Origin of the sequence: Curvibacter delicatus NBRC 14919, from assembly GCF_001592265.1 — a bacterium.
In the GTDB taxonomy this organism is placed as follows: Bacteria; Pseudomonadota; Gammaproteobacteria; order Burkholderiales; family Burkholderiaceae_C; genus Hylemonella; species Hylemonella delicata.
This window is the reverse complement of the sequence record NZ_BCWP01000002.1, coordinates 50,997-76,044: the sequence shown is the minus strand read 5'-3', so window position 1 is coordinate 76,044 and position 25,048 is coordinate 50,997. Positions and strand designations below refer to the sequence as shown.

24 protein-coding genes and 1 tRNA gene are annotated in these 25,048 nt (G+C 64.6%); 19 read left to right on the top strand and 6 right to left on the bottom strand.

The genetic code is table 11. The features are described from left to right. Positions 1 to 56 precede the first annotated feature (56 nt). Entirely contained in the window at positions 57 to 362 is a 306-nt protein-coding gene (locus CDE01S_RS01575) for a helix-turn-helix domain-containing protein (protein WP_374663315.1), read from the top strand. 361 nt (positions 363 to 723) lie between these two features. Here CDE01S_RS01575 and CDE01S_RS01570 read toward each other — a convergent pair whose 3' ends face one another. Next, positions 724 to 1,617: a LysR family transcriptional regulator gene (locus CDE01S_RS01570; protein WP_066702699.1), complete on the bottom strand. Its 894-nt coding sequence runs from the start codon at positions 1,615 to 1,617 to the stop codon at positions 724 to 726. A gap of 112 nt (positions 1,618 to 1,729) precedes the next feature. Here CDE01S_RS01570 and CDE01S_RS01565 point away from each other — a divergent pair, with 112 nt between their 5' ends. The 16 genes from CDE01S_RS01565 (at position 1,730) to CDE01S_RS01495 (ending at position 18,382) form a co-directional block, all read left to right on the top strand. After that, positions 1,730 to 3,877 carry a 3-hydroxyacyl-CoA dehydrogenase NAD-binding domain-containing protein gene (locus CDE01S_RS01565; protein WP_066702697.1) on the top strand — a complete coding sequence of 716 codons (2,148 nt, stop codon included), beginning with the start codon at positions 1,730 to 1,732 and terminating at the stop codon, positions 3,875 to 3,877. A gap of 37 nt (positions 3,878 to 3,914) precedes the next feature. Then, positions 3,915 to 5,111 carry an acetyl-CoA C-acyltransferase gene (locus CDE01S_RS01560; protein ID WP_066702695.1) on the top strand — a complete coding sequence of 399 codons (1,197 nt, stop codon included), beginning with the start codon at positions 3,915 to 3,917 and terminating at the stop codon, positions 5,109 to 5,111. An 18-nt stretch (positions 5,112 to 5,129) separates the two neighbouring features. Continuing rightward, a complete protein-coding gene (locus CDE01S_RS01555; protein WP_066702693.1) occupies positions 5,130 to 6,326 on the top strand; it encodes an acyl-CoA dehydrogenase family protein in 1,197 nt (398 codons plus the stop codon). Positions 6,327 to 6,348: 22 nt separating this feature from the next. Then, positions 6,349 to 7,494, top strand: coding sequence for an acyl-CoA dehydrogenase family protein (locus tag CDE01S_RS01550; RefSeq protein WP_066702690.1), 1,146 nt, complete (start codon positions 6,349 to 6,351; stop codon positions 7,492 to 7,494). Between the two features lie 3 nt (positions 7,495 to 7,497). Then, positions 7,498 to 8,316, top strand: a complete 819-nt coding sequence (locus CDE01S_RS01545; RefSeq protein WP_066702687.1) for an oxepin-CoA hydrolase, alternative type — start codon at positions 7,498 to 7,500, stop codon at positions 8,314 to 8,316. 23 nt (positions 8,317 to 8,339) lie between these two features. Beyond that, positions 8,340 to 9,575 carry a CaiB/BaiF CoA transferase family protein gene (locus tag CDE01S_RS01540; RefSeq protein WP_066702684.1) on the top strand — a complete coding sequence of 412 codons (1,236 nt, stop codon included), beginning with the start codon at positions 8,340 to 8,342 and terminating at the stop codon, positions 9,573 to 9,575. 59 nt (positions 9,576 to 9,634) lie between these two features. Continuing rightward, positions 9,635 to 10,636, top strand: coding sequence for a Bug family tripartite tricarboxylate transporter substrate binding protein (locus tag CDE01S_RS01535; protein ID WP_066702682.1), 1,002 nt, complete (start codon positions 9,635 to 9,637; stop codon positions 10,634 to 10,636). A 48-nt stretch (positions 10,637 to 10,684) separates the two neighbouring features. Continuing rightward, positions 10,685 to 11,698, top strand: coding sequence for a Bug family tripartite tricarboxylate transporter substrate binding protein (locus CDE01S_RS01530; protein WP_066702680.1), 1,014 nt, complete (start codon positions 10,685 to 10,687; stop codon positions 11,696 to 11,698). Beyond that, positions 11,695 to 13,266, top strand: a complete 1,572-nt coding sequence (locus CDE01S_RS01525; protein ID WP_066702677.1) for a class I adenylate-forming enzyme family protein — start codon at positions 11,695 to 11,697, stop codon at positions 13,264 to 13,266. Before CDE01S_RS01530 ends, CDE01S_RS01525 begins: the two co-directional genes overlap by 4 nt. A gap of 17 nt (positions 13,267 to 13,283) precedes the next feature. Next, the gene (locus CDE01S_RS01520) at positions 13,284 to 14,033 is read left to right on the top strand and encodes an electron transfer flavoprotein subunit beta/FixA family protein (RefSeq protein ID WP_066702674.1); all 750 of its coding nucleotides are present in this window, start codon (positions 13,284 to 13,286) and stop codon (positions 14,031 to 14,033) included. Positions 14,034 to 14,101: 68 nt separating this feature from the next. Beyond that, positions 14,102 to 15,040, top strand: a complete 939-nt coding sequence (locus tag CDE01S_RS01515; RefSeq protein WP_066702672.1) for an electron transfer flavoprotein subunit alpha/FixB family protein — start codon at positions 14,102 to 14,104, stop codon at positions 15,038 to 15,040. A 70-nt stretch (positions 15,041 to 15,110) separates the two neighbouring features. Then, positions 15,111 to 16,094, top strand: coding sequence for a tripartite tricarboxylate transporter substrate binding protein (locus CDE01S_RS01510; RefSeq protein ID WP_066702670.1), 984 nt, complete (start codon positions 15,111 to 15,113; stop codon positions 16,092 to 16,094). Between the two features lie 72 nt (positions 16,095 to 16,166). Continuing rightward, positions 16,167 to 16,430, top strand: a complete 264-nt coding sequence (locus CDE01S_RS19225; RefSeq protein WP_369406351.1) for a hypothetical protein — start codon at positions 16,167 to 16,169, stop codon at positions 16,428 to 16,430. A gap of 10 nt (positions 16,431 to 16,440) precedes the next feature. Beyond that, positions 16,441 to 16,680 carry an AbrB/MazE/SpoVT family DNA-binding domain-containing protein gene (locus CDE01S_RS18040; RefSeq protein WP_084382627.1) on the top strand — a complete coding sequence of 80 codons (240 nt, stop codon included), beginning with the start codon at positions 16,441 to 16,443 and terminating at the stop codon, positions 16,678 to 16,680. A gap of 219 nt (positions 16,681 to 16,899) precedes the next feature. Then, positions 16,900 to 17,262, top strand: a complete 363-nt coding sequence (locus CDE01S_RS01500; protein ID WP_245636078.1) for a hypothetical protein — start codon at positions 16,900 to 16,902, stop codon at positions 17,260 to 17,262. Between the two features lie 127 nt (positions 17,263 to 17,389). Further along, positions 17,390 to 18,382: a site-specific integrase gene (locus CDE01S_RS01495; protein WP_245636077.1), complete on the top strand. Its 993-nt coding sequence runs from the start codon at positions 17,390 to 17,392 to the stop codon at positions 18,380 to 18,382. Between the two features lie 27 nt (positions 18,383 to 18,409). On the opposite strand, the gene CDE01S_RS01490 is transcribed toward CDE01S_RS01495, so the two are convergent. The 3 genes from CDE01S_RS01490 to CDE01S_RS01480 all read right to left on the bottom strand — a co-directional run bounded on the left by CDE01S_RS01490 (position 18,410) and on the right by CDE01S_RS01480 (position 21,332). After that, on the bottom strand, positions 18,410 to 19,312 hold the full coding sequence (locus tag CDE01S_RS01490; protein ID WP_066702665.1) for a nucleotidyl transferase AbiEii/AbiGii toxin family protein: 903 nt from the start codon (positions 19,310 to 19,312) through the stop codon (positions 18,410 to 18,412). Then, positions 19,309 to 19,908, bottom strand: coding sequence for a type IV toxin-antitoxin system AbiEi family antitoxin domain-containing protein (locus CDE01S_RS01485; RefSeq protein ID WP_066702663.1), 600 nt, complete (start codon positions 19,906 to 19,908; stop codon positions 19,309 to 19,311). The genes CDE01S_RS01490 and CDE01S_RS01485 overlap by 4 nt, the downstream gene beginning before the upstream one ends. Positions 19,909 to 19,982: 74 nt before the next feature. After that, entirely contained in the window at positions 19,983 to 21,332 is a 1,350-nt protein-coding gene (locus CDE01S_RS01480; protein ID WP_066702660.1) for a tyrosine-type recombinase/integrase, read from the bottom strand. Between the two features lie 416 nt (positions 21,333 to 21,748). Here CDE01S_RS01480 and CDE01S_RS01475 point away from each other — a divergent pair. Together CDE01S_RS01475 and greB are read left to right on the top strand one after the other, a co-directional pair. Next, positions 21,749 to 21,825 (top strand) — tRNA-Arg (locus tag CDE01S_RS01475). A 74-nt stretch (positions 21,826 to 21,899) separates the two neighbouring features. Then, the gene (greB, locus tag CDE01S_RS01470) at positions 21,900 to 22,460 is read left to right on the top strand and encodes a transcription elongation factor GreB (protein ID WP_066702658.1); all 561 of its coding nucleotides are present in this window, start codon (positions 21,900 to 21,902) and stop codon (positions 22,458 to 22,460) included. Between the two features lie 6 nt (positions 22,461 to 22,466). Here the strand turns inward: greB and CDE01S_RS01465 are convergent, their stop codons facing one another. Next, positions 22,467 to 24,707 carry a RelA/SpoT family protein gene (locus CDE01S_RS01465; RefSeq protein ID WP_066702655.1) on the bottom strand — a complete coding sequence of 747 codons (2,241 nt, stop codon included), beginning with the start codon at positions 24,705 to 24,707 and terminating at the stop codon, positions 22,467 to 22,469. A 126-nt stretch (positions 24,708 to 24,833) separates the two neighbouring features. Continuing rightward, positions 24,834 to 25,037 carry a DNA-directed RNA polymerase subunit omega gene (gene rpoZ, locus CDE01S_RS01460; RefSeq protein ID WP_066702651.1) on the bottom strand — a complete coding sequence of 68 codons (204 nt, stop codon included), beginning with the start codon at positions 25,035 to 25,037 and terminating at the stop codon, positions 24,834 to 24,836. Positions 25,038 to 25,048 lie beyond the last annotated feature (11 nt).

Here is a 25,048-nt window from a genome sequence, read left to right as displayed (position 1 = left end):
ATCTGCTGAGCCAGCCAACAGAAACAATCACAAAGGAGCCAGTCAGACCGCCAACCTTGAAAATTTTGCACTATCCTGTCGTGGTTTGCCCTAATCTGGTTGCCGCCATGTCATCAAGTACCCGTGAGGGCGAAATCCTCACCATCAAGCAGGTAGCCGAATACCTGAAGGTCACCGAAAGGACGATCTACAGGTTGGCCGCTGCCAAGAAGATCCCCGCCTTCAAGGTCGGGGGCACTTGGCGGTTTTCGCTGGCCGACATCGACAGCTGGATCAAGCAGCAGTCGATGGAGGGCTTGGACACGGGGCGAGATTCGGCCGGCGAAGCCGGAGAGCAAATTCAGGACAGGGAGAAGAAGTAATGCTGGGACTGACGCTACGCGAGGAATTCCGGGGCAAGCGCCTCAAGGGAACACCGTTACTGACTGCGTGAGATTCAGCGGAAGCCATGGATGATGTGGGCTAACTCAATGTATCCCGCAAACCCTGCGGGATAAAACGGACGATGCAGGATATTTTGGTCACGATTTCCTCCTGTTTTCTCTTTTAAATCAATCACCTGTCGGCAGCCTGCTGAGCCGTCAGCTCAATAAAAAGACCTGCAAACCACAGCACCATTCTGCCGCACAGCCTGCCCGGATCTGGCGCGCCATCATCATTTCAAAATTCATAGCTGCTTACGCTTTACAAACAAGCGACAGAGCCATTTTTTCTTCACAAAATTCACCCCTCCCCACCCTTGGCCTTGTCCAGGATGAAGTCAATGCAGGTCCGCACCGCGCGGGTGTGGTGGCGGTTGGGCATGGTCAGCAGGTACATGCGGGTGCCGAAGATGCTCAGGCGGTAGTCGTCCAGTGCGGTCACCACGTCGCCGCTGGCGATCACGTCGTGCACCACGTAGTCGGGCACCAGCCCGATGCCCAGGCCCGCCAGCACGCCTTGGCGCAGAAAGGGGTAGTGGTCTGAAATCAGCGTGGGGGCCAGCAGCACTTCGTGCCTTTCGCCGTTGCGGTAGCCGCGCAAGGACAGCTGTCGCCCCACCACGTTGGCGGTGATCAGGGGCAGGGTGCTCAGTTGGGCCAGTTCGGTGGGCAGGCCGTGGGCCTGGGCGTAGGCCCTGGAGGCGCAGGCCAGGTAGCGCACGGTGCCCATGTCCCGCGCCACCAGTTGCTGGGGCGGCTCGGGCAGGATGCGGATGGCAATGTCCACTTCGTCGCGCAGGTTGTCCACGCGGTTTTCAAACACCACATCCAGCACGATGCCGGGGTACAGGGCCTTGAACTCGATCAGCCAGTGCGACACCACCATTTGCCCGTAGCCGCTGGGCACGCTGATGCCCACGCGCCCTTGCAGGCCCTGGCCCAGGCTGGTGATGGTTTCGCGGGCGGCCCGCATCTCGTTCTGGATGTTGCGGCCATGTTCGTACAGGCGCAGCCCCACCTCGGTGGGCTCCACGCGCCGGGTGGTGCGGCGCACCAGCTGCACCCCCGCAGACTTTTCCAGTTGCGCCAGGTGGTAGCTGACGTTGGCGCGGGTCATCTTGAGCTTGCGGGCCACCTGGCTGAGGTTGCCGCATTCCACGATCTCCACCAGCAGGTTCAGGGCTTGAATGTCCATGGCTTTGTCAAATAGTGTTTGACAGTTTGTCAACAAAGTTTGGAATTGTAAAAAACCATGCGCTGAAAAAGAATGCGGGCTGCCTTTCAAAGAGAACCCTGGAGACATTCGCATGGCGAACGAAGCGCAGTCACCCGCAGTGACGACCCAACGGCATGGCCACGTTCTGGTGGTCACCGTCAACAACCCCCCCGTCAACGCCTTGAGCGCCGCCGTGCGCCAGGGTCTGTTTGCCGCCATCGAGCAGGCCGACGCCGATGCCGATACCCAGGCCGTGCTGATCGTGAGCGAGGGCAAGACCTTCATTGCCGGGGCCGACATCCGCGAATTTGGCAAGCCGCCCGTGCCCCCGGCCCTCCCCGATGTGTGCAACCGCATTGAGGCCTGCACCAAACCCGTGGTGGCCGCCTTGCAGGGGGCCGCGCTGGGCGGCGGCTTGGAGGTGGCGCTGGGCGCCCACTACCGCCTGGCCCTGCCCGCCGCCAAGGTGGGCCTGCCCGAGGTGGACCTGGGCCTGATGCCCGGTGCCGGTGGCACGCAACGCGCCCCGCGTCTCATGGGCGTGAAGGCCGCGGCCGAATTCATGCTGAGCGGCAAGCCCATGGGGGCACAGGCGGCACTGCAAGCGGGGTTGTTGGACCGCATCGTGGACGGCACCCCCGAAGGGGCCAGCGAGGGCAGCCGCCCCGCGCAGGAGGCCGGGCTGGCCTATGCCAACGAGCTGCTGGCCAGCGGCGCACCCGTGCGCCGTGTGCGCGACATCGCCATTCCGAATGCCGAGGCCGCCTTGGCCGAGCTGAGCGCCCTGGCTGACGACACGGCCAAGAAGTCGCGCGGGCTGTTCTCGCCGCTCAAGATCATCGAGGCCGTGCGTGCGGCGGTCGAATTGCCGTTTGACCAGGGCATGGCGCTGGAACGCCGTTTGTTCCTGGCCTGCATCGACAGCCCGCAACGTGCCGGGCTGATCCACGCCTTTTTTGCCGAGCGCGAAGTGACCAAGGTGCCCGAGGCCCGCGCTGCCGCACCGCGTGCGGTGGCCAGCCTGGCCATCATCGGCGGGGGCACCATGGGCGCGGGCATTGCCGTGTCGGCGCTGGACGCGGGCTTTCCTGTGGTGATGGTGGAGCGCGATGCCGAGGCGATTGCCCGTGGCGTGGCCAACGTCACCAAGGTGTACGACGGCCTGCTGGCCAAGGGCCGCATGACCGAGGCGCAAAAGGCTGCGGTGCTGGCCCGCTTCACCCCCAGCACCAACTACGCCGATGTCGCCGCTGTGGACTTGGTGATTGAAGCCGTGTTCGAGGACCTGGAGGTCAAGAAAGCCGTGTTCCAGCAGCTGGACAAGGTCTGCAAACCCGGCGCGGTGCTGGCCACCAACACCTCTTACCTGGACATTGACGCCATCGCGGCCAGCACGTCGCGCCCGCAGGACGTGATCGGGCTGCACTTCTTCAGCCCGGCCAACATCATGAAGCTGCTGGAAATCGTGGTGCCCGCCCAGGTCAGCGCCGACGTGGTGGTGACCGCGTTCGAACTGGCCAAGCGCATGAAAAAAGTGCCGGTGCGCGCCGGGGTGTGCGACGGTTTCATTGGCAACCGCATCCTGGCCACCTACAAGCAGGCCGCCGACTACCTGATGGAAGACGGGGCCAGCCCCTACGAGATTGACGCCGCCGTGCGCGGCTTTGGCTACCCCATGGGCCCCTGCCAGGTGACCGACCTGGCCGGTGGCGACATTGGCTGGGCCACGCGCAAGCGCCGCGCCGCCACCCGTGACCCCAAGGCCCGCTACGTGGAAATTGCCGACCGCATTTGCGAACGCGGCTGGTTTGGCCAGAAAACCGGGCGCGGTTTCTACCTGTACCCGCAGGGTGCTCGCACCGGCCAGCCCGACCCCGAGGTGCTGGCCATTGTGGACGCCGAGCGGGCCAAGAAAGGCATCACACCCCGCAGCTTCACGCCCGAAGAAATCATGCGCCGCTACATGGCCGCCATTGTCAACGAAGGGGCCAAGGTGCTGGCCGACGGCATTGCGCTGCGCCCGCTGGACATTGACGTGACCTTCCTCTATGGCTATGGCTTCCCGCGTTTTCGCGGTGGCCCCATGAAGTACGCCGACACGGTGGGCCTGGACCAGATCCTGGCCGACCTGCGCAGCTTTGCCCAGGAAGACCCGCTGTTCTGGCAGCCCGCGCCGCTGCTGGAACAACTGGTGGCCGAAGGCCGCAACTTCGACAGCCTGAACCAGGCTCAACGCTGAACCCCGCTCACAGAACACCCCCCGGAGACTCACACCCATGCGCCAAGCCGTCATCGTTTCGACCGCCCGCACGCCGCTGACCAAATCGCACCGCGGCGAGTTCAACATCACCCCCGGTCCCACGCTGGCCAGTTTTGCCGTGCGCGCCGCCGTGGACCGCGCGGGCATTGACCCGGCGCTGATCGAAGACGCGATTTTGGGTTGCGGCTACCCCGAAGGCATCACCGGGCGCAACGTGGCGCGGCAGACCATCATCCGCTCGCAACTGCCGCTGACGATTGCGGGCACCACGGTCAACCGCTTTTGCGCCTCGGGCCTGCAGGCCATTGCCATTGCCGCAGGGCGCATCGTGGTGGACGGTGCCCCGGCCATGATTGCCGGTGGGGTGGAAAGCATTTCGGGCATTCGCAGCCGCCAGGACGGCCAGAGCGGCCTGGACCCGTGGATCGTGGAGCACAAGCCCGCGCTGTACATGGAAATGATCGACACCGCCGACGTGGTGGCCCGCCGCTACGGCATCAGCCGCGAGGCGCAGGACCGCTTCTCGGTGGAGAGCCAGCGCAAGGTGGCCGAGGCCCAGGCCGCAGGCCGGTACGCCGAGGAAATCGTGCCTTGCACCACGGTGATGGCCGTCACCGACAAGGAAACCGGCACGGTCAGCCAGCGCGAAGTGACCGCCACCGCGGACAACTGCAACCGCGCGGGCACCACCTACGAGTCGCTGGCTAAGCTGGCCCCGGTGAAGGGGCCGGAGCAGTTCATCACCGCGGGCAATGCCTCGCAGCTGTCCGACGGTGCCAGCGCCTGCGTGCTGATGGAAGCCGCCGAGGCCGAGCGCCTGGGCCTGCAACCGCTGGGGGCCTTCCACGGCATGGCGGTGGCCGGTTGCGAGCCGGACGAAATGGGCATTGGCCCCGTGTACGCCGTGCCCAAGCTGCTCAAGCGCCACGGCCTGACGGTGGATGACATTGACCTGTGGGAGTTGAACGAGGCCTTTGCCTCGCAAGCCCTGTATTGCCAGCAGACGCTGGGCATCCCGGCCGAGCGCCTGAACGTCGATGGCGGTGCCATCGCCATCGGCCACCCCTTTGGCATGACCGGGGCGCGGCTGGCCGGCCACATCCTGCTGGAAGGCCGCCGCCGCAAGGCCGCGGGCCAGCGCGTCAAGTGGGGCGTGGTGACCATGTGCATTGCCGGGGGCATGGGTGCCGCCGGGCTGTTTGAAATTTTCTGAAGCAGGGGAGCTGCCGAAATGGACCTTCAATTCACCCCGCAGGAGCTGGCGTTCCGCGACGAAGTGCGCGCCTTCCTGAAAGACAAGCTGCCCGAACGCATTGCCCACAAGGTGAAGGCCGGGCAACGCCTGACCAAGGCCGACCAGGAGGAATGGCACGCCATCCTCAACGCCCGTGGCTGGCTGGCCAACCACTGGCCCAAGGCCCACGGCGGCCCGGGCTGGGGCGCGGTGGAAAAGTTCATTTTCGACACCGAGTGCGCACTGGCCGGTGGCCCGCGCATCGTGCCCTTTGGCGTGAACATGCTGGGCCCGGTGCTCATCAAATACGGCAACGAGCAGCAAAAGGCGTACTGGCTGCCCCGCATCCTGAGCGGGGAAGACTGGTGGTGCCAGGGCTACTCCGAGCCCGGCGCGGGGTCGGACCTGGCTTCGGTGAAAACCACGGCAGTTCGCGAGGGTGACCACTACATCGTCAACGGCCAAAAGACCTGGACCACCCAGGGCCAGCACGCCAACATGATCTTCTGCCTGGTGCGCACCGACCGCGAGGCCAAGGCCCAGTCGGGCATCAGCTTCCTGCTGGTGGACATGAACAGCCCCGGCGTGGAGCTGCGCCCCATCCGCACGCTGGACGGCGACCGCGAGGTGAACGAGGTGTTCTTCACCGACGTGAAGGTGCCCGCCGAGAACCTGGTGGGCGAAGAAAACAAGGGCTGGACCTACGCCAAGTTTTTGCTCACCTACGAGCGCACCGGCATTGCGGGCGTGGGCTTTTGTGTGGCCGCGCTGGCCAAGCTGAAGGTGATTGCCGCCCGCGTGTTGAAGAACGGCCAGCCGCTGGACCGCGACCCGCTGTTTGCCGCCCGCATGGCCCGCGTGGAAATTGACCTGGAGAACATGAAAACCACCAACCTGCGGGTGATTGCCGCCGTGGCCGGTGGTGGCGTGCCGGGGGCCGAAAGCTCCATGCTCAAGATTCGCGGCACCGAAATCCGGCAAGAGATTTTGTCGCTCATCCGCCGGGCCATGGGGCCTTACGCCATTCCGTTTGTGGAAGCCGCGCAGTACGAAGGGTATGCCGAGCCGCCGCTGGGCGAGCCTGAAGCGGCCACCGCTGCGGCCAACTATTTCAACTACCGCAAGCTGTCGATCTTCGGTGGGTCCAACGAGATCCAGAAAAACATCATCTCCAAGATGATTTTGGGCCTGTGAGCCGCGCCAGAAGGACACACACATGAACTTCCAACACACCGAAGACCGCCGCATGCTGGCGGACTCGCTGAACCGCTACCTTTCTGAAAACAATAGCATCGAAAGACGCCACCAAAGCGCGGAAGGCACTTTTGGCTATTCAACATCGCTGTACGCCGGTCTGGCGGAACTGGGGGCCATTGGTGCCCTGTTCCCGGAAGAGGCGGGCGGCTTTGGCGGCTCGGGTTTTGACGTGAGCCTGGTGTTCGAATGCCTGGGCCGCAACCTAGCCGTGGAGCCCATGCTGGGCGCGCTGGTGGTGGGGCAGGCGCTGATCGCGGCGGGCACCGACGCACAGCGGGCGCAGCTGGAGGGCATCGTCAGCGGTGGCACCGTGGCCGCGCTGGCGCACGACGAGCCCGGCAGCCATTACGAGCTGAGCCATGTGGCCATGACCGCTGCACAGACGGCTACAGGCTGGGTGCTGAACGGCACCAAGGCCGTGGTGCCGTTGGGCGATTCGGCAGACCTGCTGCTGGTGTCGGCACGCACCTCGGGCGCTGCACCGGATGCAGACGGCATCAGCCTGTTCCTGGTGCCGGGCACGGCGGCGGGGCTGTCCAAACGGGGCAATGGCCGCATCGACGGGGGCCGCACGGCGGAGCTGACCTTGGCCAGCGTGGCCGTGGGGGCCGACGCGCTGCTGGGCACCGAGGGCCAGGGCCTGGCGGTGCTGGAGCGCATCAGCGGCTATGCGCTGCTGGCGCTGGCATCTGAAAGCCTGGGTGCCATGGACGTGGCCAAGGACCAGACGCTGGAGTACCTGCGCACCCGCAAGCAGTTCGGCGTGCCCATTGGCAGCTTCCAGGCCTTGCAACACCGCATGGCCGACCTGCTGCTGGAGGTGGAGCAGGCCCGCTCGGCGGTGATCAACGCGGCAGCCGCGGTGGACGACACCGACCGCCTGGCGCGGGAAAAAGCCTTGTCGGCTGCCAAATACAGCGTGGGCCGCATCGGCACGCTGGTGGCGGAAGAAAGCATCCAGATGCACGGCGGCATTGGCATGACCTGGGAGCTGCCTCTGTCGCACTACGCCAAGCGGTTGGTGATGATCGATCACCAGTTTGGCGACGAAGACCACCACCTGGCGCGCTTCATCGCGCTGTCCCAGGCCACGGCAGAGGTCTGAGCCATGAGCACGCAGACCGCAGCTTCCGATGCCCTGCTGACCCGCCGCGATGGGGCCGTGCTGGTCCTGTCCAACAACAACGTGGCCGCGCGCAACGCGCTCACCCTGGAGTTCTACCTGGGCGTCAAGGCCGCGCTGCAAGCCGCAGCGGCCGACCCCACGGTGGGCGCGGTGGTGCTGACCGGGGAGGGCGGCCACTTCTGCGCCGGGGGCGATTTGCGCCAGCTCATCAAGCGGCGCGAGCTGCCGGTGAGCGAGCGGCGCGAACGGCTGGAGGGCCTGCACGACCTGATCCGCTCGGTGCGCGACTGTCCCAAACCCGTCATCGCCGCCGTGGAAGGCGCGGCGGCGGGCGCGGGCCTGTCGCTGGCGCTGGCTTGCGACATGCTGGTCGCCGCCCGCAACGCGGTGTTTTCGGTGGCTTATGTGAAAGTGGGCCTCACGCCCGACGGCGGGGCCACGGCCTTTCTGGCCGAGTTCGTCTCGCGCCAGGTGCTGACCGAGCTGTGCCTGACCGGCGAGCGCGTCAGCGGCGAGCGCCTGCATGCGCTGGGGCCCGTCAACCGGCTGGCCGAACCCGGGCAGGCGTTGGACGCCGCGCTGGCGCTGGCCCGCCAGGTGGCCGATGGCCCCACAAAGGCCATGGCCCGCATCAAGGACCTGTGCCGCCACGCCCACCGCGACGGGCTGGAAGCCCAGCTGGAGCGCGAAGCGGGCCACATGGTGCTGGCGCAGGAAAGCGCCGAATCGCTGGAGGGCATTGGGGCGTTTCTGGACAAACGCCCGGCCGATTTCGTCAAGCTGCGCCGCCCCGCTGCCTGACCCCATCCCACGCATCACACGACATGGCACAAACCTCTATCGATTCCGACACCCCCGATCTGCCGCTGAGCGGCGTGCGGGTGCTGGACCTGTCCCGCGTGTTCGCCGGGCCGCTGTGCGGCCAGGTGCTGGCCGACTTTGGGGCCGAGGTCATCAAGGTGGAGCACCCCGGGCGGGGTGACGACACCCGCGACTGGGGCATCCGCATCGGCAAGACCGAGACCACCTACTACAACGGCATGAACCGCAACAAGCGGTCCATCACGCTGGACCTGCAAAGCCCCGAGGCCTTGCGCATCGTGCAGCAACTGCTGCCGCAGTTCGACGTGGTGATCCACAACTTCAAAACCGGCGGGGCCGAGAAGCTGGGTCTGGGATACGAGCAGCTCAAGGCCCTCAAGCCCGACCTGATCTACTGCGCCATTGCGGGTTACGACAGCAGCGGCCCCGAGGCCAAGCGGCCGGGCTATGACCTGGTCATCCAGGGCGAGGCGGGCCTGATGGCGTTGAACGGCGACGCGGGCATGCCTCCGCTGAAGTTCGGCGTGGCCGTGGTGGACATGATGACCGGCATGTATGCAGCGCAGGCCGTGCTGGCCGCGCTGTTCCGCCGCGAGCGAACCCAAAAAGGCCAACTGATCGAGTTGGCGCTGTACGACTGCGGCCTGATGGTCACCGGCTACTACGGGCTGGACGCGCTGATTCTGGGCAAAGACCCCGCCCGCTACGGCAACGCGCACCCCTCCATCGTGCCCTACGGCATGTTCGAGGCGGCGGACGGCCCGCTGATCATTGCCGTGGGCAACAACAGCCAGTTCGACAAGTTCTGCCGCCAGGTGGTGATGCGGCCCGACATCGTCGAAGACCCCCGCTTTGCCACCAACGTGGAACGTGCCCGCAACCGCCTGGAACTGGCACCCATGGTCACCGAGCTGATCCGCCAATTCCCGCGCGACGTGCTGCTGGAGCGGCTGACCGCGCACGGCATACCCTGCGGCAAGGTGGCGGGCCTGCACGAGGCGCTGACCAGCGAGCGCACCCAACGCGGCGGGCTGGTGCAACACATGCCGCACCCGGTGGCGGGCAGCACCCATGTGTTTGCCCCACCGTACCGGCTGGACGGGCAGCGCCTGCCCATCCGCAACGCACCGCCCACGCTGGGCGAAGGCACCCGCGAGGTGCTGACCCAGTTGCTGCACATGAGCGACGAACAGCTGGAAGCCCTGCGCGCCCAGGGCGTGCTGACGCTGCCGGATTGAGCCCCCCAGCCTTCGACGCCCACACCGTTCCCTTTCCACCACCCACAGGAGACATTGAGATGAACGCATTTTTTCAACGCCGCACCTTGGCCACCGCGCTGGCTGCTGCCAGTGCCCTGGCCGCACTGGGCATGACGGGCACTGCGCACGCGCAAGCATGGCCCAGCAAGCCCATCAAACTCATCGTGCCCTACGCGGCAGGCGGTGCCACCGACATCACGGCGCGCACCATTGGCGAAAAGCTGTCCACCCGCCTGGGCCAGCCCGTGCTGGTGGACAACCGGGGCGGGGCAGGGGGCGTGACGGGCACCGACGCAGCGCTCAAATCACCCGCAGACGGCCACACCCTCCTGGTGTCGTTGGGCACCACCATGCTGATCAACCAGTTCCTGTACGAAAAGCTGCCCTACAACCCGCAGAAAGACCAGGCGCTGATCACGCAGATTGCCCTGGCGCCTGTGGTGTTGCTGGTCAACCCGCAACTGCCGGTGGCCACCGCGCCCGAACTGCTGGCTTACATCGAAAAGAACAAGAGCAAGATCGCCTACGGCTCGTGGGGCATGGGCTCATACGCCCACCTGGCCGGCGCCTGGCTGTCCGACAAGCTCAAGGCCGACATGAACCACGTGGCCTACAAGGGCGAAGCCCCCATGCTGCAAGACCTGGTGGGCGGGCAACTCCAGATGGCGTTTGCCAGCCTGCAGTCGGCACGGCCCTACATCGAATCCGGCAAGCTCAAACCCCTGGCCGTGACGGGCACCCAGCGCATGGAGGCCCTGCCCAAGGTCAGCACCATGTCCGAGCAGGGTGTGAAGGACGAGGTGTTCCAGGTCACCGGTTGGCTGGGCATGAGTGCGCCGGCTAAGACCCCGCCCGAGGTGGTGGCCCGCCTGGGCAAGGAAGTGCAGGCCGTGCTGGCGCTGCCTGAGGTGCGCGAACGCATCCAGCAAATGGGCTTTTTGCCCGTGGGCAGCAGCCCCGAGCAGTTTGCCGCCCAGTTCAAGAAGGACGCCCTGGTGTGGGAACGCGTGGTGAAGGTGTCCGGCGCCAAGCTGGACTGATCCCCGCGTTGTTTGACGTTGTTTGAGTCCAAGGCAAGGAACCTGAGCATGAACCCGACTTCCCTCCCTTTCGCGCCGTCCCGGTTGGGGCGCCGCACCTGTTTGGCGGCCCTGGTGGGCGTGGCGGCCGCCCTGGTCGGCCCCTCCGCGCTGGCCCAGGCCTGGCCAGCCAAACCCATCAAGCTGGTGGTGCCGTTCCCGCCCGGTGGTCCCACCGACACGGCCGCGCGCATCGTGGGCCAGAAGCTGGCTGAGCGGCTCAAGCAGCCCGTGGTGGTGGAAAACCGCGCCGGTGCGTCCGGCTCCATTGCCGCGGTGCAGTTCATGAAGGCGGCCCCCGATGGCTACACCCTGATGATGCTGGCCACCCCCACGCTGCTGGCCCCGCACCTGTACAAGAAGGCGGGCTACCACACCGTGAACGACTTCACGCCCGTGGCCACGCTGTACGACCTGCCCATCGTGGTGGTGGTCAACCCCACGCAAATGCCCACCGTCACCGACGTGCAGCGCATGATCACCCACGCCAAGGCGCAGCCGGGCAAGCTCAACTACACCAGCTCGGGCCCGGGCAGTTTCGGCCACCTGAGCATGGAGCTGCTCAAGCAAATGGGCGGTTTTGACATGCAGCACGTGCCCTACAAAGGCGGTGTGCCCGCCATCACCGACATCATTGGCGGTCAGGTGCCGCTGATGTATGCCGACTTGGTGGCGGCCCTGCCCCACATCCAGTCGGGCAAGCTGCGCGCCATTGCGGTGGGTTCGCCGCAGCGGGTCAGCGTACTGCCCGATGTGAAAACCATCGCCGAGCAGGGGTTCAAGGGTTTTGAGGCGGTGTCCTGGGGCGGCTTGCTGGCTCCGTTGGGCACGCCCAAGGCCATCGTGGACCGCGTGGCGGCCGAGTGCAGCCAGATCCTGGCCGAGAAGGACACACAAGACAAACTGCTGAATGCGGGCGCCATTGCCCGGTATCAGAACCCCGCTCAACTCGCCCAACGGGTGGAGCAGGACTACACCAAGTGGGGCAAGGTCATCCAAGACAAAGGCCTCGCTGTCGAATGACCCCCGTCCCTGCCATCCACCCGGACACCCCGTTCATCCCGCTTCCCGAACGGCTGCGCACGCTGGCCGCTGCGCAACCCGCTGCCCTGGCCGTTCAAGACCCCGAGCGGTCGCTGACCTACGCCGAGTTGGACGCCCGCATGGACCGGGTGGCCGCCGCGCTGCAACGCGACGGTGTGCAGGCGGGCCAGGCCATTGCGGTGTATGCCAACGCCAGCGTGGACTACGTTGTGTTGTTCCTTGGGGCTTTGCGCGCGGGTGTGGTGGTGGCGCCGCTGGCCCCGTCCGTCACCCCTGACACGCTGGTTGCCATGCTGCGCGATGCGCAGGCACAGCACCTGTGGGTGGACGCCAGCACCCAGGCCCTGGTGCCTGCGGACCACGGTGTGCCCCAGGTGTCTTTGCTGGCGGACCTGGGCACCTGGATGGCTCCTGAAGGTTCACAACCCCAGCCGGTGGCCATCGCGCCCGAGGCACCGTTCAACATCATCTATTCGTCGGGCACCACCGGGACGCCCAAAGGCATCGTGCAGTCGCACGGCATGCGCTGGACCCACGTGCGCCGGGGGCTGGCCTACGGCTACGGCCCCGCCAGTCGGGCCCTGCTGTCCACCCCGCTGTATTCCAACACCACGCTGGTGGTCTTTTTCCCCACGCTGGCCTTCGGCGGTGCCGTGGTGCTGATGCCGAAGTTCGATGCACGGCGTTACCTGGAACTGGCGCAGCAAGAGCGCATCACCCACACCATGCTGGTGCCGGTGCAGTACCAGCGGCTGATGGCCGTGGCGGACTTTGATGCCTTCGACCTGTCGGCCTTCCAGATGAAGTTCTGCACCAGCGCGCCGTTTTCGGCGGCGCTCAAAGCCGAGGTGCTGCGCCGCTGGCCGGGCGGGCTGGTGGAGTTCTATGGCATGACCGAAGGCGGTGGCACCTGTTTGCTCAACGCCCACGAACACCCCGACAAGCTGCACACGGTGGGCCGTCCAGCCGAAGGGCACGACATCCGCCTGATTGACGAGGACGGCATTGAACTGAACCTGGCCGTCAACCCCGATGCCGTGGGCGAGGTCGTGGGCCACTCCCCCGGCATGATGACGGGCTACCACAACCAGCCCGACAAAACCCGCGAGGCCGAATGGTTCGATGCCCAGGGCAAGCGCTTCATCCGTACCGGCGACGTGGGCCGCTTGGACGCAGACGGCTTCCTGGTGCTGATGGACCGCCGCAAGGACATGATCATCAGCGGCGGCTTCAATGTTTACCCCAGTGACCTGGAGGCCCAGTTCCGCCAGCACCCTGCCGTGCAGGACGTGGCGGTGGTGGGCATGCCCAGTGTGCAATGGGGCGAAACCCCGGTGGCGTTTGTGGTGGTTCGCCCTGCAGCCGATGCCGGTGATGCCAGCCCCGAGAGTCTGAAAGACTGGTTCAACGCCCGCGCGGGCAAAACCCAGCGCGTGGCCGCTGTGCATGTGGTGGGCGAACTGCCCCGCAGTGCCATCGGCAAGGTGCTCAAACGTGAACTGCGCGATTCGCTCGCTGGCGAAGCCTCGCGCACATCCTCCAACTGAATGAAAAGGTGAAAACCATGAAAGTACTGGTCGCGGTCAAGCGAGTGGTGGACTACAACGTCAAGGTACGGGTCAAGTCGGACGGCACGGGGGTGGACATCGCCAACGTGAAGATGAGCATGAACCCGTTTGACGAGATTGCCGTTGAAGAAGCCGTGCGCCTGAAAGAAAAAGGCGTGGTGACGGAAGTCATCGCGGTGTCGTGCGGCGTGAGCCAATGCCAGGAAACCCTGCGCACCGCCATGGCCATCGGAGCCGACCGGGCCATCCTGGTGGAGTCTGCAGACGAACTCCAACCCCTGGCCGTGGCCAAACTCCTCGCTGCTCTGGTGGCCAAAGAACAACCCGGCCTCGTCATCCTCGGTAAACAAGCCATCGACGACGACGCCAACCAAGTTGGCCAGATGCTCGCCGCCCTGACCGACCTGCCCCAGGCCACCTTCGCCTCCAAGGTCGAGATCGCCGAAGGCAAAGCCACCGTCACCCGCGAAATCGACGGCGGCCTGGAAACCCTGGCCCTGAGCCTGCCCGCCGTCGTCACCACCGACCTGCGCCTGAACGAACCGCGCTACGTCACCCTGCCCAACATCATGAAAGCCAAGAAAAAGCCCTTGGAAATCGTGACCCCGGCAGCCCTGGGCGTGGACGTTGCCCCGCGCCTGAAGACCGTCAAGGTCAGCGAACCCGCAGGCCGCAAAGCCGGCATCAAAGTCCCTGATGTCGCCACCCTGGTCGACAAACTCAAGAACGAAGCGAAAGTGATCTGAACGGCCGCCACGTCACATCGACCCAGCCCCCCATTCAGACCACCCACCCGATTCAAGGAAACCACACCATGACCGTTCTTGTCATCGCCGAACACGACAACGCCAGCCTCAAAGGCGCCACCCTCAACACCGTCACCGCCGCCGTGGCCTGTGGTGCCGGTGACGTGCACGTGCTGATCGCCGGCCACAACGCCGGCGCTGCCGCTGCGGCCGCGGCCCAGATTGCGGGCGTCGCCAAAGTCCTGCACGCCGACAGCGACACCCTGGCCCATGCCCTGGCCGAGAACCTGGCCGCCCAAGTGCTCGCCGCCCAGGCCGCCAACGGCTACAGCCACATCCTCTTTGCCGCCACCGCCATCGGCAAAAACGCCGCCCCCCGCGTCGCTGCCAAACTCGACGTCGCCCAGATCAGCGAAATCACCAAGATCGTCAGCGCCGACACCTTCGAGCGCCCCATCTACGCCGGCAACGCCATCGCCACCGTGCAAAGCGCGGATGCGGTCAAAGTCATCACCGTGCGCGCCACCGGCTTCGACGCCGCTGCACAAGGCAACACCGCCCCGATTGAAACCACCGCAGCAGCGGCCGACAGCGGCAAGAGCGCCTACAAAGGCAGCGAACTCGCCAAGAACGACCGCCCCGAACTGACGGCGGCCAAGATCATCGTCAGCGGTGGTCGGGCGCTGGGCAGCAGCGAAAAGTTCACCGAAGTCATGACCCCGCTGGCCGACAAGCTGGGTGCGGCCATCGGGGCCAGCCGTGCGGCGGTGGATGCGGGCTACGCGCCCAACGACCTGCAAGTGGGTCAGACCGGCAAGATCGTGGCGCCGCAGCTGTACATCGCGGCGGGCATCAGCGGGGCCATCCAGCACCTGGCGGGCATGAAGGACAGCAAGGTGATCGTGGCAATCAACAAGGACCCCGAAGCCCCCATCTTCAGCGTGGCCGACTATGGGCTGGAGGCGGACCTCTTTGCCGCTGTGCCTGAGTTGGTCAAGTCGCTCTGAAATGAATAGCTGACTTTTACCGCCAATCAGGCGGTAAAGACCATTTTGTTCAATAAAAAGGAGACAAGCCATGTCCGCCAACCTTTCCCGCCGCATCGTGCTTCAGGCCACGGCAGCAAGCCTCGCCTCTGCCGCCGTGCCCGCCATGGCACAAACCGCGTGGCCTACCAAACCCATCAAGATCATCGTGCCTTACACCGCGGGCGGTTTCACCGACCAGATGGCCCGGCTGGTGCAGGCCGGTTTGCAAAAGGCGCTGGGCCAGCCGGTGGTGATCGACAACAAGCCGGGCGCCAACAGCATCATCGGGGTGGACATGGTGGCCAAGGCCGCGCCCGACGGGCACACCTTCGGCGTGGTGATCGCCGCCTATGCGGCCAACACCACCCTGTACCCCAAGCTGCCCTACAACCCGCGCAAAGACCTGGTGGGCGTGTCGCTCATGGGCGTGTCGCCCCTGCTGGCGGCGGTGCCCAACAACGCGCCGTTCAAAAACACCAGAGAGCTGGTGGCCTACGCCAAGGCCAACCCGGGTAAGGTCAGCTTCGGCTCGTCGGGCACGGGCTCGGCCGCGCACCTGACCAGCGAGTTGATGAAGGCACTGACGCAGACCTACATGGTGCACATCCCCTACCGGGGCGCGGCCCCAGCGTTGACCGACTTGCTCGGCGGCCAGATTCAGCTGTTCTTCGACGCGCCCACGGGCCTGATCCAGTCAGGCAAAAGCGGCCGGGTGCGGCTGATCGGCGTGTCCAGCGACAAGCGTCTGCCCGCCGTGCCCGACGTGCCCACGTTCGTGGAGCAGGGCATCCCTGGCCTGATCGGCAGCACCTGGGCCAGCATGATCGCCCCGGCCGGCACGCCGCGCGACGTCGTCAAGCGGATGTCGGATGCCGTCAACGCCATCATCCACAGCGACGACACCCGCGCCAAGCTGGAGGCCATGGGCACCTTTGCCGAGGGCACCAGCCCCGAGGCTTGCGATGCGTTCATCGCTGCCGAAACCACCAAGTGGGAAAAGGTGATCAAGCAGGCGGGTGTGACGCTGGACTGACCGTTGACGGATTGGTTTCTCAAAAAATTTGAAATCAATCGTCAAATACGGTCAATTTTCGTGAATGGTGCCATGCCTAAACTGCTGGGCATGGCACATAAGCAACCCCTTTCATCCTCGTCGGCCGGTGCTTCGGCCGGCCGCTACACCCCGGTGGCCATGCTGCTGCACTGGGTGATGGCGCTGGGCCTCATCGGCCTGGTCGGCTTTGGCCTGTACATGACCAGCCTGCCGTTCTCGCCCACCCGCCTCAAGGCAGCACTACAGAGACAGAAGCATGGTTGGCAAGGGCACCGGCTGCCAATTTGCGATAGCCAATGTGTATCAATGAAGTGAGTGCAACACCATGCCAAGCAAGCTGTCGAAATGGGGTAACTCGCTCGGTGTTCGAGTGCCGAGCCATATTGCCGAACGGGCCGGTCTGCAATGCGGCGACCACCTCTACATCCGTCTGCTCGATTCGGGCGACATTCTGGTGAGGGCGGCTCGTCCGGGCGCGGTCCCATCGGGCTACGCTGTCCCGAATGGCGCCGCGTCCAACCTTGCGGACAAATCGTCCGATGACGGCAGCTGGGATGTGTGGTGATTTCTGGTTCGTCTGAAGCGAAGTCACACCGAGATTGCGGCCGGTTTCGCCCCGCGCTACTGTGACGACGCGGCAGTGGCTGGCTTCAACTGGTCAGCCGCGCCGCACAAGCAAATCTGCCGACCGCTGTCGGTCACCGCCAAGGGCTGAGACGTTTTGTCTCAGCCCTTTGTCGTTTCTGGCGGGCAGGTTGGCGCAACCCCATCTGAAGGAACCCCCATGTCTCAAGAATCCGCCATGCCGCCGAAGGCAGGCCCTGCATCGCCCAACGATCCACTGCCCATCGCCATCCATCCGCCCGTGCTCTTTGAGTTGGGCGATGTCGTCGCCACGCCGCCCGCGCTGCGGTTGATCGAGAAGCGCGGCGCAAACGTCCTCGACCTGCTGCGCCGTCACCAGCGGTGCGAGTGGGACGCCATGTGCGCGGAGGATCGCGATGCCAACTGGCAGGCTGTTTTGTCTGGCGAGTCGCGCATCTTCTCGTCGTTCGACATCGGCAAGGAAGGCGCCCCGGCAGTCGTGTGGGTCATCACCGAGTGGGACCGGTCGGTCACCACGGTGCTGCTGCCCAGCTGCTACTAACTCCAAATCACCGTCCGCAGGCCGCAGCGCAAAGTTGCGGCCAGTTCATTCCGCCGTGCCGCGTTCGCGCCGCACGGCTTTTTTGTCGCTGCGTTCGTAGCGATAGCACGCACTTATCACTACCAAAATGACCACCAAAAAGCCGCACGCATCGGCTGGCACCAAATCGCCAGCGTCGAGCGAAGAATCCACCGCCAGTACCGCAGCCAAAACGGCAGAGAAGCCGCCGACCGGCTCCGTGGCTGGCTATGTCGCCTCTGCCAGCTCGAAAGCCACCAAGCGGGCCTATGCCAGCGATGTGCGCCATTTCATCCAACACGGCGGGGCCATACCGGCAACACCGGCCATGGTGGCGGAGTACTTGGCGAAGTTAGCCCCGGCCATGAAAGTGGCGACGCTGGAGCGGCGCTGCGTGTCCATCGCTCAGGCCCACCGCGACCAAGGGCTGAAGTCGCCGACGCGGGCCGATGTGGTCGTGGCGACCATGAAAGGCATCCGCCGCCAGCACGGCACCCGCCAGCGTGCGGTGAAGCCAATCACCCGCGACGTGCTGCTGGAGATGCTGGCCGTGCTCGACCAGCAGAAGTCACACCCCACCAAGGCAGCGCGAGACAGGGCCTTGCTGCTGGTTGGTTTCGCGGGTGCGTTCCGCCGCGCTGAGTTGGTGGCCTTGCGGGTTGAGGACGTGACCTTCCACGAGACCCATGCCGAGGTGCTGCTTCGGTTTTCCAAGACCGATCAGTTTGGCAAGGGGCGTTCGGTGTTTCTGCCGCAGGCCAGCGGCGAGCGGTGCCCCATCCAGAGCCTTAAGGCGTGGCTGGAGGTGGCGGGCATCGAGACCGGCTTGCTGTTCCGCTCGGTGACCAAGGGTGGCGTGGTGTCTGATGACCCGCTGACGGCGCAGTCGGTGGCATTGATCGTGAAGCGCGCGGCCAAGGCCATGGGGCGTGAGCCGGAAGAATTCTCAGGTCACAGTCTCCGCGCAGGCTACGTGACCACAGCGGCGATGGCGTCTCTGCCCACATGGCTCATCCGCGAGCAGACTGGGCACCGCAGCGATGCCGTGCTGGCCCGCTACATCCGGCCGGTCGAGAAGCGGAAGATTCCGTCGCTGCTTTGAAGATGCCCGAAGCCGTTGCAGGTTGGGCTAGACCCAGCGCAGGGCTTCGGGACGCCATGTGGCTGTTGCCTGACTGCCAGAAGCCGCAACCTGCGTCGGTGGCCACAGCAGGTCGTCCAGCAGTGCGACGGTCTCACCCAGGCTCGCGGCTTCGATGCGGTTCTTGTTCAGGAAGGCCTGCCACTGACGCAGCTTTGCGGCGTCTTCACTGAACTGCTGGGTCAGTGCCAAGGGCCGCTCGGTGGGCAGGGCGGTCTGGCGTCGGGCAAAGGTGGCGGCAATGGCCGCTGCCAGTGTGGCACCGTCCAGTTCCGTGCGCCGTGCGATCACCGCCAGGTCGAAGAAGTCCTTCATGCGGCTGTTCGCTTGCCCCAGCATGACCATGGCCTGGTACTTCTCGGCGATCACGGTGTAGACCGGATAGACCCGCAGCGTGGGGGCTGGGAAGTCGCCCAGCAAGGTGGGGTAAGCCACTGTTTGTGGCCCCGGCGTGACGGCATCACCGAAGCCCACGTCGATCTGCAGGGCGCAGCGTGCGGAGCCGATGCGTGCCACCAGCGTGATGCGGGTGCCGCCGTAGGTGTTGTCCTCGCGAATGGCGCCGGCCTTCACGGAGCCGGGGTCGAACACGATGCCGTCGCCCAGGTCCATGGCGGCGATGTCGCGGAAAGTGGCGATCAGGTTCGCCTCATCGTCGGGGCCGAAGGCCAACAAGTCGGCGTCCTTGGTCGGTCGGTGCGGGGTGTCGTACCAGAGTGCAAAGAGCAGGGCGCCCTTCAGCAAGAAGCGGTCGGCATGCGGTGAGGCGCTGACGCGAGCCAGCAGGCGCTCCATGCCGAAGCGGTGCAGCAGCAGGCTGTAGTCGTCGCCGCGCTGTTTGGCGAGGGTCAGCAGTCGGGCCAGGATCGACGCGGACAGGTTGCCGGTCATTGCGCCACCGCCTCTAGATAGGGCTGCATCACGCGTTCGACCCGGTTGATCTTGGCGAAGTGGCTTAGTTCGGCCATGGTGACCTTGCGGCTGTGCCATGCATCTTTCAGCGCCTCCAGCGCCACGTCCAGGCCGATCTTGTTGCGGAACTTGAAGCAGTCGGTCACCGTCTTGGCGGCGCTGTACACGCGGATGGGGGCGCCGTGGTCGGTCACGGTCTGGATACCGTCGCTAAAGGCAGTGCCGCGCAGGCGCGTGATGCGCAGCGTGGGGTAGCTCAGCGCCGGGGTCTGGGTGCCTTCAGGCAGCGCAATCCACACTTCGTGCGGCAGTTGCGTACCGATCTCATGGAATTGCAGCGCACTCAGCAGGCACAGCACGGCCTTGGGCACGCGTTGGCAGACCTCGATCAGCGTCTGGTGCTCGGTGACTTCAGCATCGGGCAGTCCATACAGGCCACGGTCCAGCCGTTGCAGCTTGCCGGCGTGGTGCAGCCGGATCAGCAGCTGCGGCGACCAGCCGTGCTCGCGCACATCCGCCGCCCGCAGCACGCGTCGGTGCCGGGCCAGTTCGAGGATGTGGTCAGACTGGTTCATGAGGAGTGAGTTTAATATCCGCACTACTTTTGTTCAAGTGATGCGAAATTCAATCGGCCCCGCGCCGTGGGGTTCTACTGCTCGCCGATCTTGCGCATGGCCGCCGTGGCTTCTTCCATGGCGTTGCGAACCGGGGCGACGATCAATCGAGCGTAGACCTTGGTGGCTTCCGGGGTCTTGTGATTCAGAACCCTGCCGATGATGGGTAGGCTGGTGCCGCTGCTGGCAAGCCAAGATCCCAGTGTGCGGCGCAGGTCATGAATGTGCAGGTCACGCATCTCGTAGTGCTGCAAGTGCAGCCCGTGCTTCTCCGCCAATGGCGTGTAGCGTTCGATGGTCTGGACCGGGAAGTCGATGGCCTCTTCCAGGGCCAGTTGGTAGTCGAAGGTCTTGGCCGTTGCCTTCTCCGCCAACGCCTCAACCAAACCCAACGCCGTGCCGCGCGCCAGCATGCGCTCCCAAGCCCCTCGTGGCTCCACCAAATGACCGCATTCGCCGGAACCAGGGAACACGAAAAGAGAATTGCTGCCTTCGGCTGCCTTCTTTCTTCGCTTCAGAACCTCGATGGCCTCGGGGGTCAGCAGCACGGTCTGTGGCTCGCCATTCTTGGTTCTCTCGATGCTCCATTCCTTGCGTTCAAGGTGCACGTCTGGCCATTGCATAGCCAGGACATTGCTGCGGCGTGCCCCCGTGTACAGGGCGAGTTTCACGAAGTCACGCACCAGCTCGTTCGTTTCATGCTCCATGGCCAGCATGAGGCGGGGCATCTCATCGGGGAGTACGAATCTTGAGCGGGACTTCTCCCTGTACTTGTCCATTCCCCGGCAGGGATGGTTGCCGTCGAAGTAGCCCCACTGGATGGCACGGCTGTACATCGAGCTGATGAGTGCGATCACGCGGTTGGCCGTCGTCGGGATGTGGCCCATCTTTGCGTGATGGGAGATCAGCTGAGCACGCGTGATGTCCGACAGCCGCAGTTTTGCAAGGTTGACTCCGTAGTTATTCGTGTCGATGTGGCGCTCGAACTTCTCGAGGTCTTCCTTGTGGGAGATCTTGCGGACGGATGCGTGGCGCTCGTAGTACACCTTGAAGAAGTCGGCCAGCGTCATCTCATTGCGTCGGTCGCGCATCGACTCGGCAGGATTGAGGTCCTGCGCGATGTCTGCATTCAGCGCCGCGACGGTCTTGCGAGCTTGCTCAATGCTCACATCCGGGTAGCGCCCGATCTTGATGCGCTCCGGTCTGCCCTGGATGCGTCGGTAGAGCAAGAAACTCTTTCGGCCGGTCTTGCCGACGCAGATCGCGAGTCCTTTGGTGTCTGTGTCGTAGAAGTAGGCCACACCTTCGGACGGCAGCGTCAGCCGGTCGAGGACTCGTTTGGTGAAATTTAGGCGGTTGCTGGGGGTTGGTTGGTCTTTGTGCATGCGGGAAATCTTGCTACGCGGTGGCTACGAGCCACGTGCCTTTTGCAGAGATAGATCGCACGCTTGCTACGCCGAGCGTTGATCGAGGCCGGTCACGGTTTACCGAGACTTGCCGTTTGACCCGCAGGGCTGTTGAGGTTGTTAACGTCCGTTGTCCGCAGATGGCGACGAGTGGCGAAAAACAACATTAGCCGTAACCATGCTCATAATCCCTTGGTCGGGGGTTCAAGTCCCTCACGCCCTACCATTTCTCTGCCTTTTTCTTGTGCAATGTTTGCCGGCTCAATGCCGGTGCGGGTCGCGCGAGTTGTTCTTCAAGTTGTCCACAACTTAGGCCACAGGCATTGGGGGTAATTTGTTCGATTTGCGACCTCCTTTCGGAAGTCATCAAAGATCGTGCTATAATTTCATTTTTAGCGGCTGTAGCTCAGCTGGATAGAGTACTTGGCTACGAACCAAGGGGTCGTGGGTTCGATTCCTGCCAGCCGCACCAAAATAAAAAGCCTGCAACTGAAAAGTTGCAGGCTTTTTTCTTGTACCCACAATTCTGGTTCGAGGGGAAACGCCATGAGCAAGGCCTTTACCAGGGAATCTGACGCTGCGGACGACGACGATCCGCAACTGCCCTCATTGCCTACCGGCGGCAAGAACTACATCACACCGCAGGGTTACGCGCGTCTGCGCGCGGAGTTGCTGGATCTGATCGACAACGAACGCCCGAAGGTGGTCGACATCGTGCATTGGGCCGCCAGCAACGGTGATCGTTCGGAAAACGGGGATTACCTTTATGGCAAGAAACGACTGCGCGAGATTGACCGACGCATCCGTTTCCTGACCAAACGGCTGGAGATTGCCGAGGTGACGGATCCGAGCGTCCATCACGGCAGCGACCAGGTTTTTTTCGGTGCCACCGTCACTTATGTGGATCAGGCGGGGGTGGAGCGCACCATCACCATTCTCGGTATTGATGAAGCCGACAGCTTGCAGGGGCAGGTGAGCTGGATCGCGCCGATTGCGCGTGCGCTGCTCAAGTCGCGCGAGGGCGACGTGGTCAAGCTGGTCACGCCGCTCGGCGCGGAAGAGGTGGAGGTGCTGGCAGTGCGTTACCCCGCGCCAGCAGCCAGCTGAGATTTCTCAGGCCGCCTTGTTGCGTTCTGCGTGCAACACAGAAGGGGTGCGGCGCAGGTTGCGCAGTGCCGCTTCCAGGTGCGCCCGATCGCGCACCGAGATGACAAAACGCAGATCGGTGGTCTCCTGGGCGGCTTCCTGTCCCATGTCGATGTGGATGATGTCGGCTTCCGATGCGGCCAGTGCCGATGCGACGCGTGCCAGCACCCCCTGGCCATTGGTGACGGTGACCACCAGACCGGTTTCGAAGGCGCGGACAGGCTCGTCCGACCAGTCGACGCCGATGAAGCGTTCGCTGTCCTTGTTCAGAAGCTTGCGGGCGACGGCGCAATCCTCGATGTGAACGACCAGACCTTCGCCGCGGCCCAAGTAGCCGACGATGCTGTCACCCGGGACCGGCCGGCAGCAAGTCGCGAACTGGACGGAGGAGTTTTCGCTGCCGTCAATGGTGACCGCACCTTGCACGGCCGATTCGCGTGCCATCAGCCGCCCGCGGGTCAGTGTGAGTGCATCCGGTTTCTCGCCACTCTCGACCAGCAGGGTGGCGAGGCGTTTGGCGACAATGTTGGCAATGCGCTTGCCCAGCCCGATGTCCGTCAGCAATTCGGCGCGGCTGCGGTTGCCCGTGAAGCGCAACAGTTTGTCCCACAGGCCGGAGCGGATGGTTGCATCGTCATCGGTCGGGAATTTGTCGATGCCTTCGGCGCGCAGCGCCTGCAGCAGCAGTTTTTCGCCCAGTGCCTCGGATTCGGCATGCGCCATGGTCTTGAGGTGGTGCCGGATCTTGGAGCGCGCCCGCCCGGTGCGCACGAAGCTCAGCCAAGCCGGATTGGGCGTCGAGACCGGCGCTGTGACGACCTCGACCACATCGCCGCTCTTCAGCTCGGTGCGCAGCGGCACCTGCTCGCCGTTGATCCGCGCCGCCATGGCCCGGTCACCAATATTGCTGTGGATGGCGTAGGCGAAATCCACCACGGTGGCACCGCGCGGCAGCGCCATGATCTTGCTCTTGGGCGTGAAGACGTAGACAGCTTCCGGGAACAGGTCGACCTTGACGTGGTCCCAGAACTCGGCGGCATCGCGTGTCTCGCTCTGGATGTCGAGCAGAGACTGCAGCCACTGGGCCCCCAACCGTGCGGTGGTCGGGCTGTCGGGTTCCTTGGCCTTGTAGAGCCAGTGGGCGGCCACGCCCGATTCGGCCACGATGTGCATGGCCTCGGTGCGCAACTGGAATTCGACGTTCACGCCGGACGGCCCCACCAGTGTGGTGTGCAGCGACTGGTAACCGTTGACCTTGGGGATGGCGATGTGGTCCTTGAACTTGCCCGGCACCGGCTTGTAGAGCTGGTGCAGGGTGCCGAGCGCGGTGTAGCAGTCGCCGAGTGTGGGGACGATGACGCGAAAGCCGTACATGTCACTGATCTGGGCAAAGCTCAGGTGTTTTTCGTCCATCTTGCGGTAGATGGAGTAGAGCGTCTTCTCCCGTCCGGCAATGCGCACCGGCATGCCGATGGTGGCAAAAGCGCCTTCCACTTCCTTCTGCACTTTCTGGATCAGGTCACGCCGGCGGCCGCGCGATTTGGCGATGGCCTTGGCCAGAATGGCATAACGCCAGGGGCGCAGGTGCCGGAAGGCCAGATCCTGCAACTCCCGGTAGGTCTGGTTCAGCCCCAGCCGGTAGGCGATGGGTGCGTAGATTTCCAGCGTTTCCGACGAGATGCGTCCCCACTTGCTGCGCGGAACGTCGGACAGCGTGCGCATGTTGTGGGTGCGGTCGGCCAGCTTGATGAGGATGACGCGCACGTCGCGCGCCATGGCCAGCAGCATCTTGCGGAAGGATTCGGCTTGGCTCTCTTCGCGGGTGTTGAACTGCAGCTTGTCCAGCTTGGTCAGGCCGTCCACCAGCTCCGCCACAGGGGCACCAAAGCGTTCGATCAGTTCGATCTTGGTGACGCCGCAGTCTTCCAGGGCATCGTGCAGCAGGGCGGCCATCAGTGCCTGGGCGTCGAGTTTCCATTCGGCGCACTGCGCCGCCACGGCGATCGGGTGGGTGATGTAAGGCTCGCCACTGTTGCGCAGCTGGCCCAGGTGGGCTTCGTCGGCAAAACGGTAGGCCAGGCGCACCTGTTCCAGATCGGAGGGGGACAGGTAGTCCAGCTTGGCGGTGAGGCCGGCAAAACTGGCCGCAGTCGCATTGGCTGCGGCCGGGTTGGACGCAGCCTCCTGTGCGCCGGCGGGCAGACGCACCGGCGTGGTGGAGGTGGATTTGAGCAGGCTACTCACCCCCCAAATATAGCCTGAGGTCGACGTGGCTGCCGGGCCATAAAAAAAGCACCGCGATGCGGTGCTTTTTCTGTCTGGCGAATCCTGTGGTCAGGTCGGCACTTTCTTGAGCATTTCAATGCCAACCTTGCCGGCGGCAATTTCACGCAGGGCTGTCACGGCCGGCTTGTTCTTGCTTTCGATCTTGGGCGTGTGGCCCTGGCTCAGCATGCGCGCACGGTAGGTCGCGGCCAGCACCAGTTGAAAACGGTTGGGGATCTGCTGCAGGCAGTCTTCGACGGTAATACGGGCCATGAGAATTTCTC

Bases quoted from the DNA above. Each gene is read 5' to 3' on its own strand.
- CDE01S_RS01570 (WP_066702699.1), bottom strand. From the start codon at position 1,617: ATGGACATTCAAGCCCTGAACCTGCTGGTGGAGATCGTGGAATGCGGC.
- CDE01S_RS01565 (WP_066702697.1), top strand. From the start codon at position 1,730: ATGGCGAACGAAGCGCAGTCACCCGCAGTGACGACCCAACGGCATGGC.
- CDE01S_RS01560 (WP_066702695.1), top strand. From the start codon at position 3,915: ATGCGCCAAGCCGTCATCGTTTCGACCGCCCGCACGCCGCTGACCAAA.
- CDE01S_RS01555 (WP_066702693.1), top strand. From the start codon at position 5,130: ATGGACCTTCAATTCACCCCGCAGGAGCTGGCGTTCCGCGACGAAGTG.
- CDE01S_RS01550 (WP_066702690.1), top strand. From the start codon at position 6,349: ATGAACTTCCAACACACCGAAGACCGCCGCATGCTGGCGGACTCGCTG.
- CDE01S_RS01545 (WP_066702687.1), top strand. From the start codon at position 7,498: ATGAGCACGCAGACCGCAGCTTCCGATGCCCTGCTGACCCGCCGCGAT.
- CDE01S_RS01540 (WP_066702684.1), top strand. From the start codon at position 8,340: ATGGCACAAACCTCTATCGATTCCGACACCCCCGATCTGCCGCTGAGC.
- CDE01S_RS01535 (WP_066702682.1), top strand. From the start codon at position 9,635: ATGAACGCATTTTTTCAACGCCGCACCTTGGCCACCGCGCTGGCTGCT.
- CDE01S_RS01530 (WP_066702680.1), top strand. From the start codon at position 10,685: ATGAACCCGACTTCCCTCCCTTTCGCGCCGTCCCGGTTGGGGCGCCGC.
- CDE01S_RS01525 (WP_066702677.1), top strand. From the start codon at position 11,695: ATGACCCCCGTCCCTGCCATCCACCCGGACACCCCGTTCATCCCGCTT.
- CDE01S_RS01520 (WP_066702674.1), top strand. From the start codon at position 13,284: ATGAAAGTACTGGTCGCGGTCAAGCGAGTGGTGGACTACAACGTCAAG.
- CDE01S_RS01515 (WP_066702672.1), top strand. From the start codon at position 14,102: ATGACCGTTCTTGTCATCGCCGAACACGACAACGCCAGCCTCAAAGGC.
- CDE01S_RS01510 (WP_066702670.1), top strand. From the start codon at position 15,111: ATGTCCGCCAACCTTTCCCGCCGCATCGTGCTTCAGGCCACGGCAGCA.
- CDE01S_RS19225 (WP_369406351.1), top strand. From the start codon at position 16,167: ATGCCTAAACTGCTGGGCATGGCACATAAGCAACCCCTTTCATCCTCG.
- CDE01S_RS18040 (WP_084382627.1), top strand. From the start codon at position 16,441: ATGCCAAGCAAGCTGTCGAAATGGGGTAACTCGCTCGGTGTTCGAGTG.
- CDE01S_RS01500 (WP_245636078.1), top strand. From the start codon at position 16,900: ATGTCTCAAGAATCCGCCATGCCGCCGAAGGCAGGCCCTGCATCGCCC.
- CDE01S_RS01495 (WP_245636077.1), top strand. From the start codon at position 17,390: ATGACCACCAAAAAGCCGCACGCATCGGCTGGCACCAAATCGCCAGCG.
- CDE01S_RS01490 (WP_066702665.1), bottom strand. From the start codon at position 19,312: ATGACCGGCAACCTGTCCGCGTCGATCCTGGCCCGACTGCTGACCCTC.
- CDE01S_RS01485 (WP_066702663.1), bottom strand. From the start codon at position 19,908: ATGAACCAGTCTGACCACATCCTCGAACTGGCCCGGCACCGACGCGTG.
- CDE01S_RS01480 (WP_066702660.1), bottom strand. From the start codon at position 21,332: ATGCACAAAGACCAACCAACCCCCAGCAACCGCCTAAATTTCACCAAA.
- greB (WP_066702658.1), top strand. From the start codon at position 21,900: ATGAGCAAGGCCTTTACCAGGGAATCTGACGCTGCGGACGACGACGAT.
- rpoZ (WP_066702651.1), bottom strand. From the start codon at position 25,037: ATGGCCCGTATTACCGTCGAAGACTGCCTGCAGCAGATCCCCAACCGT.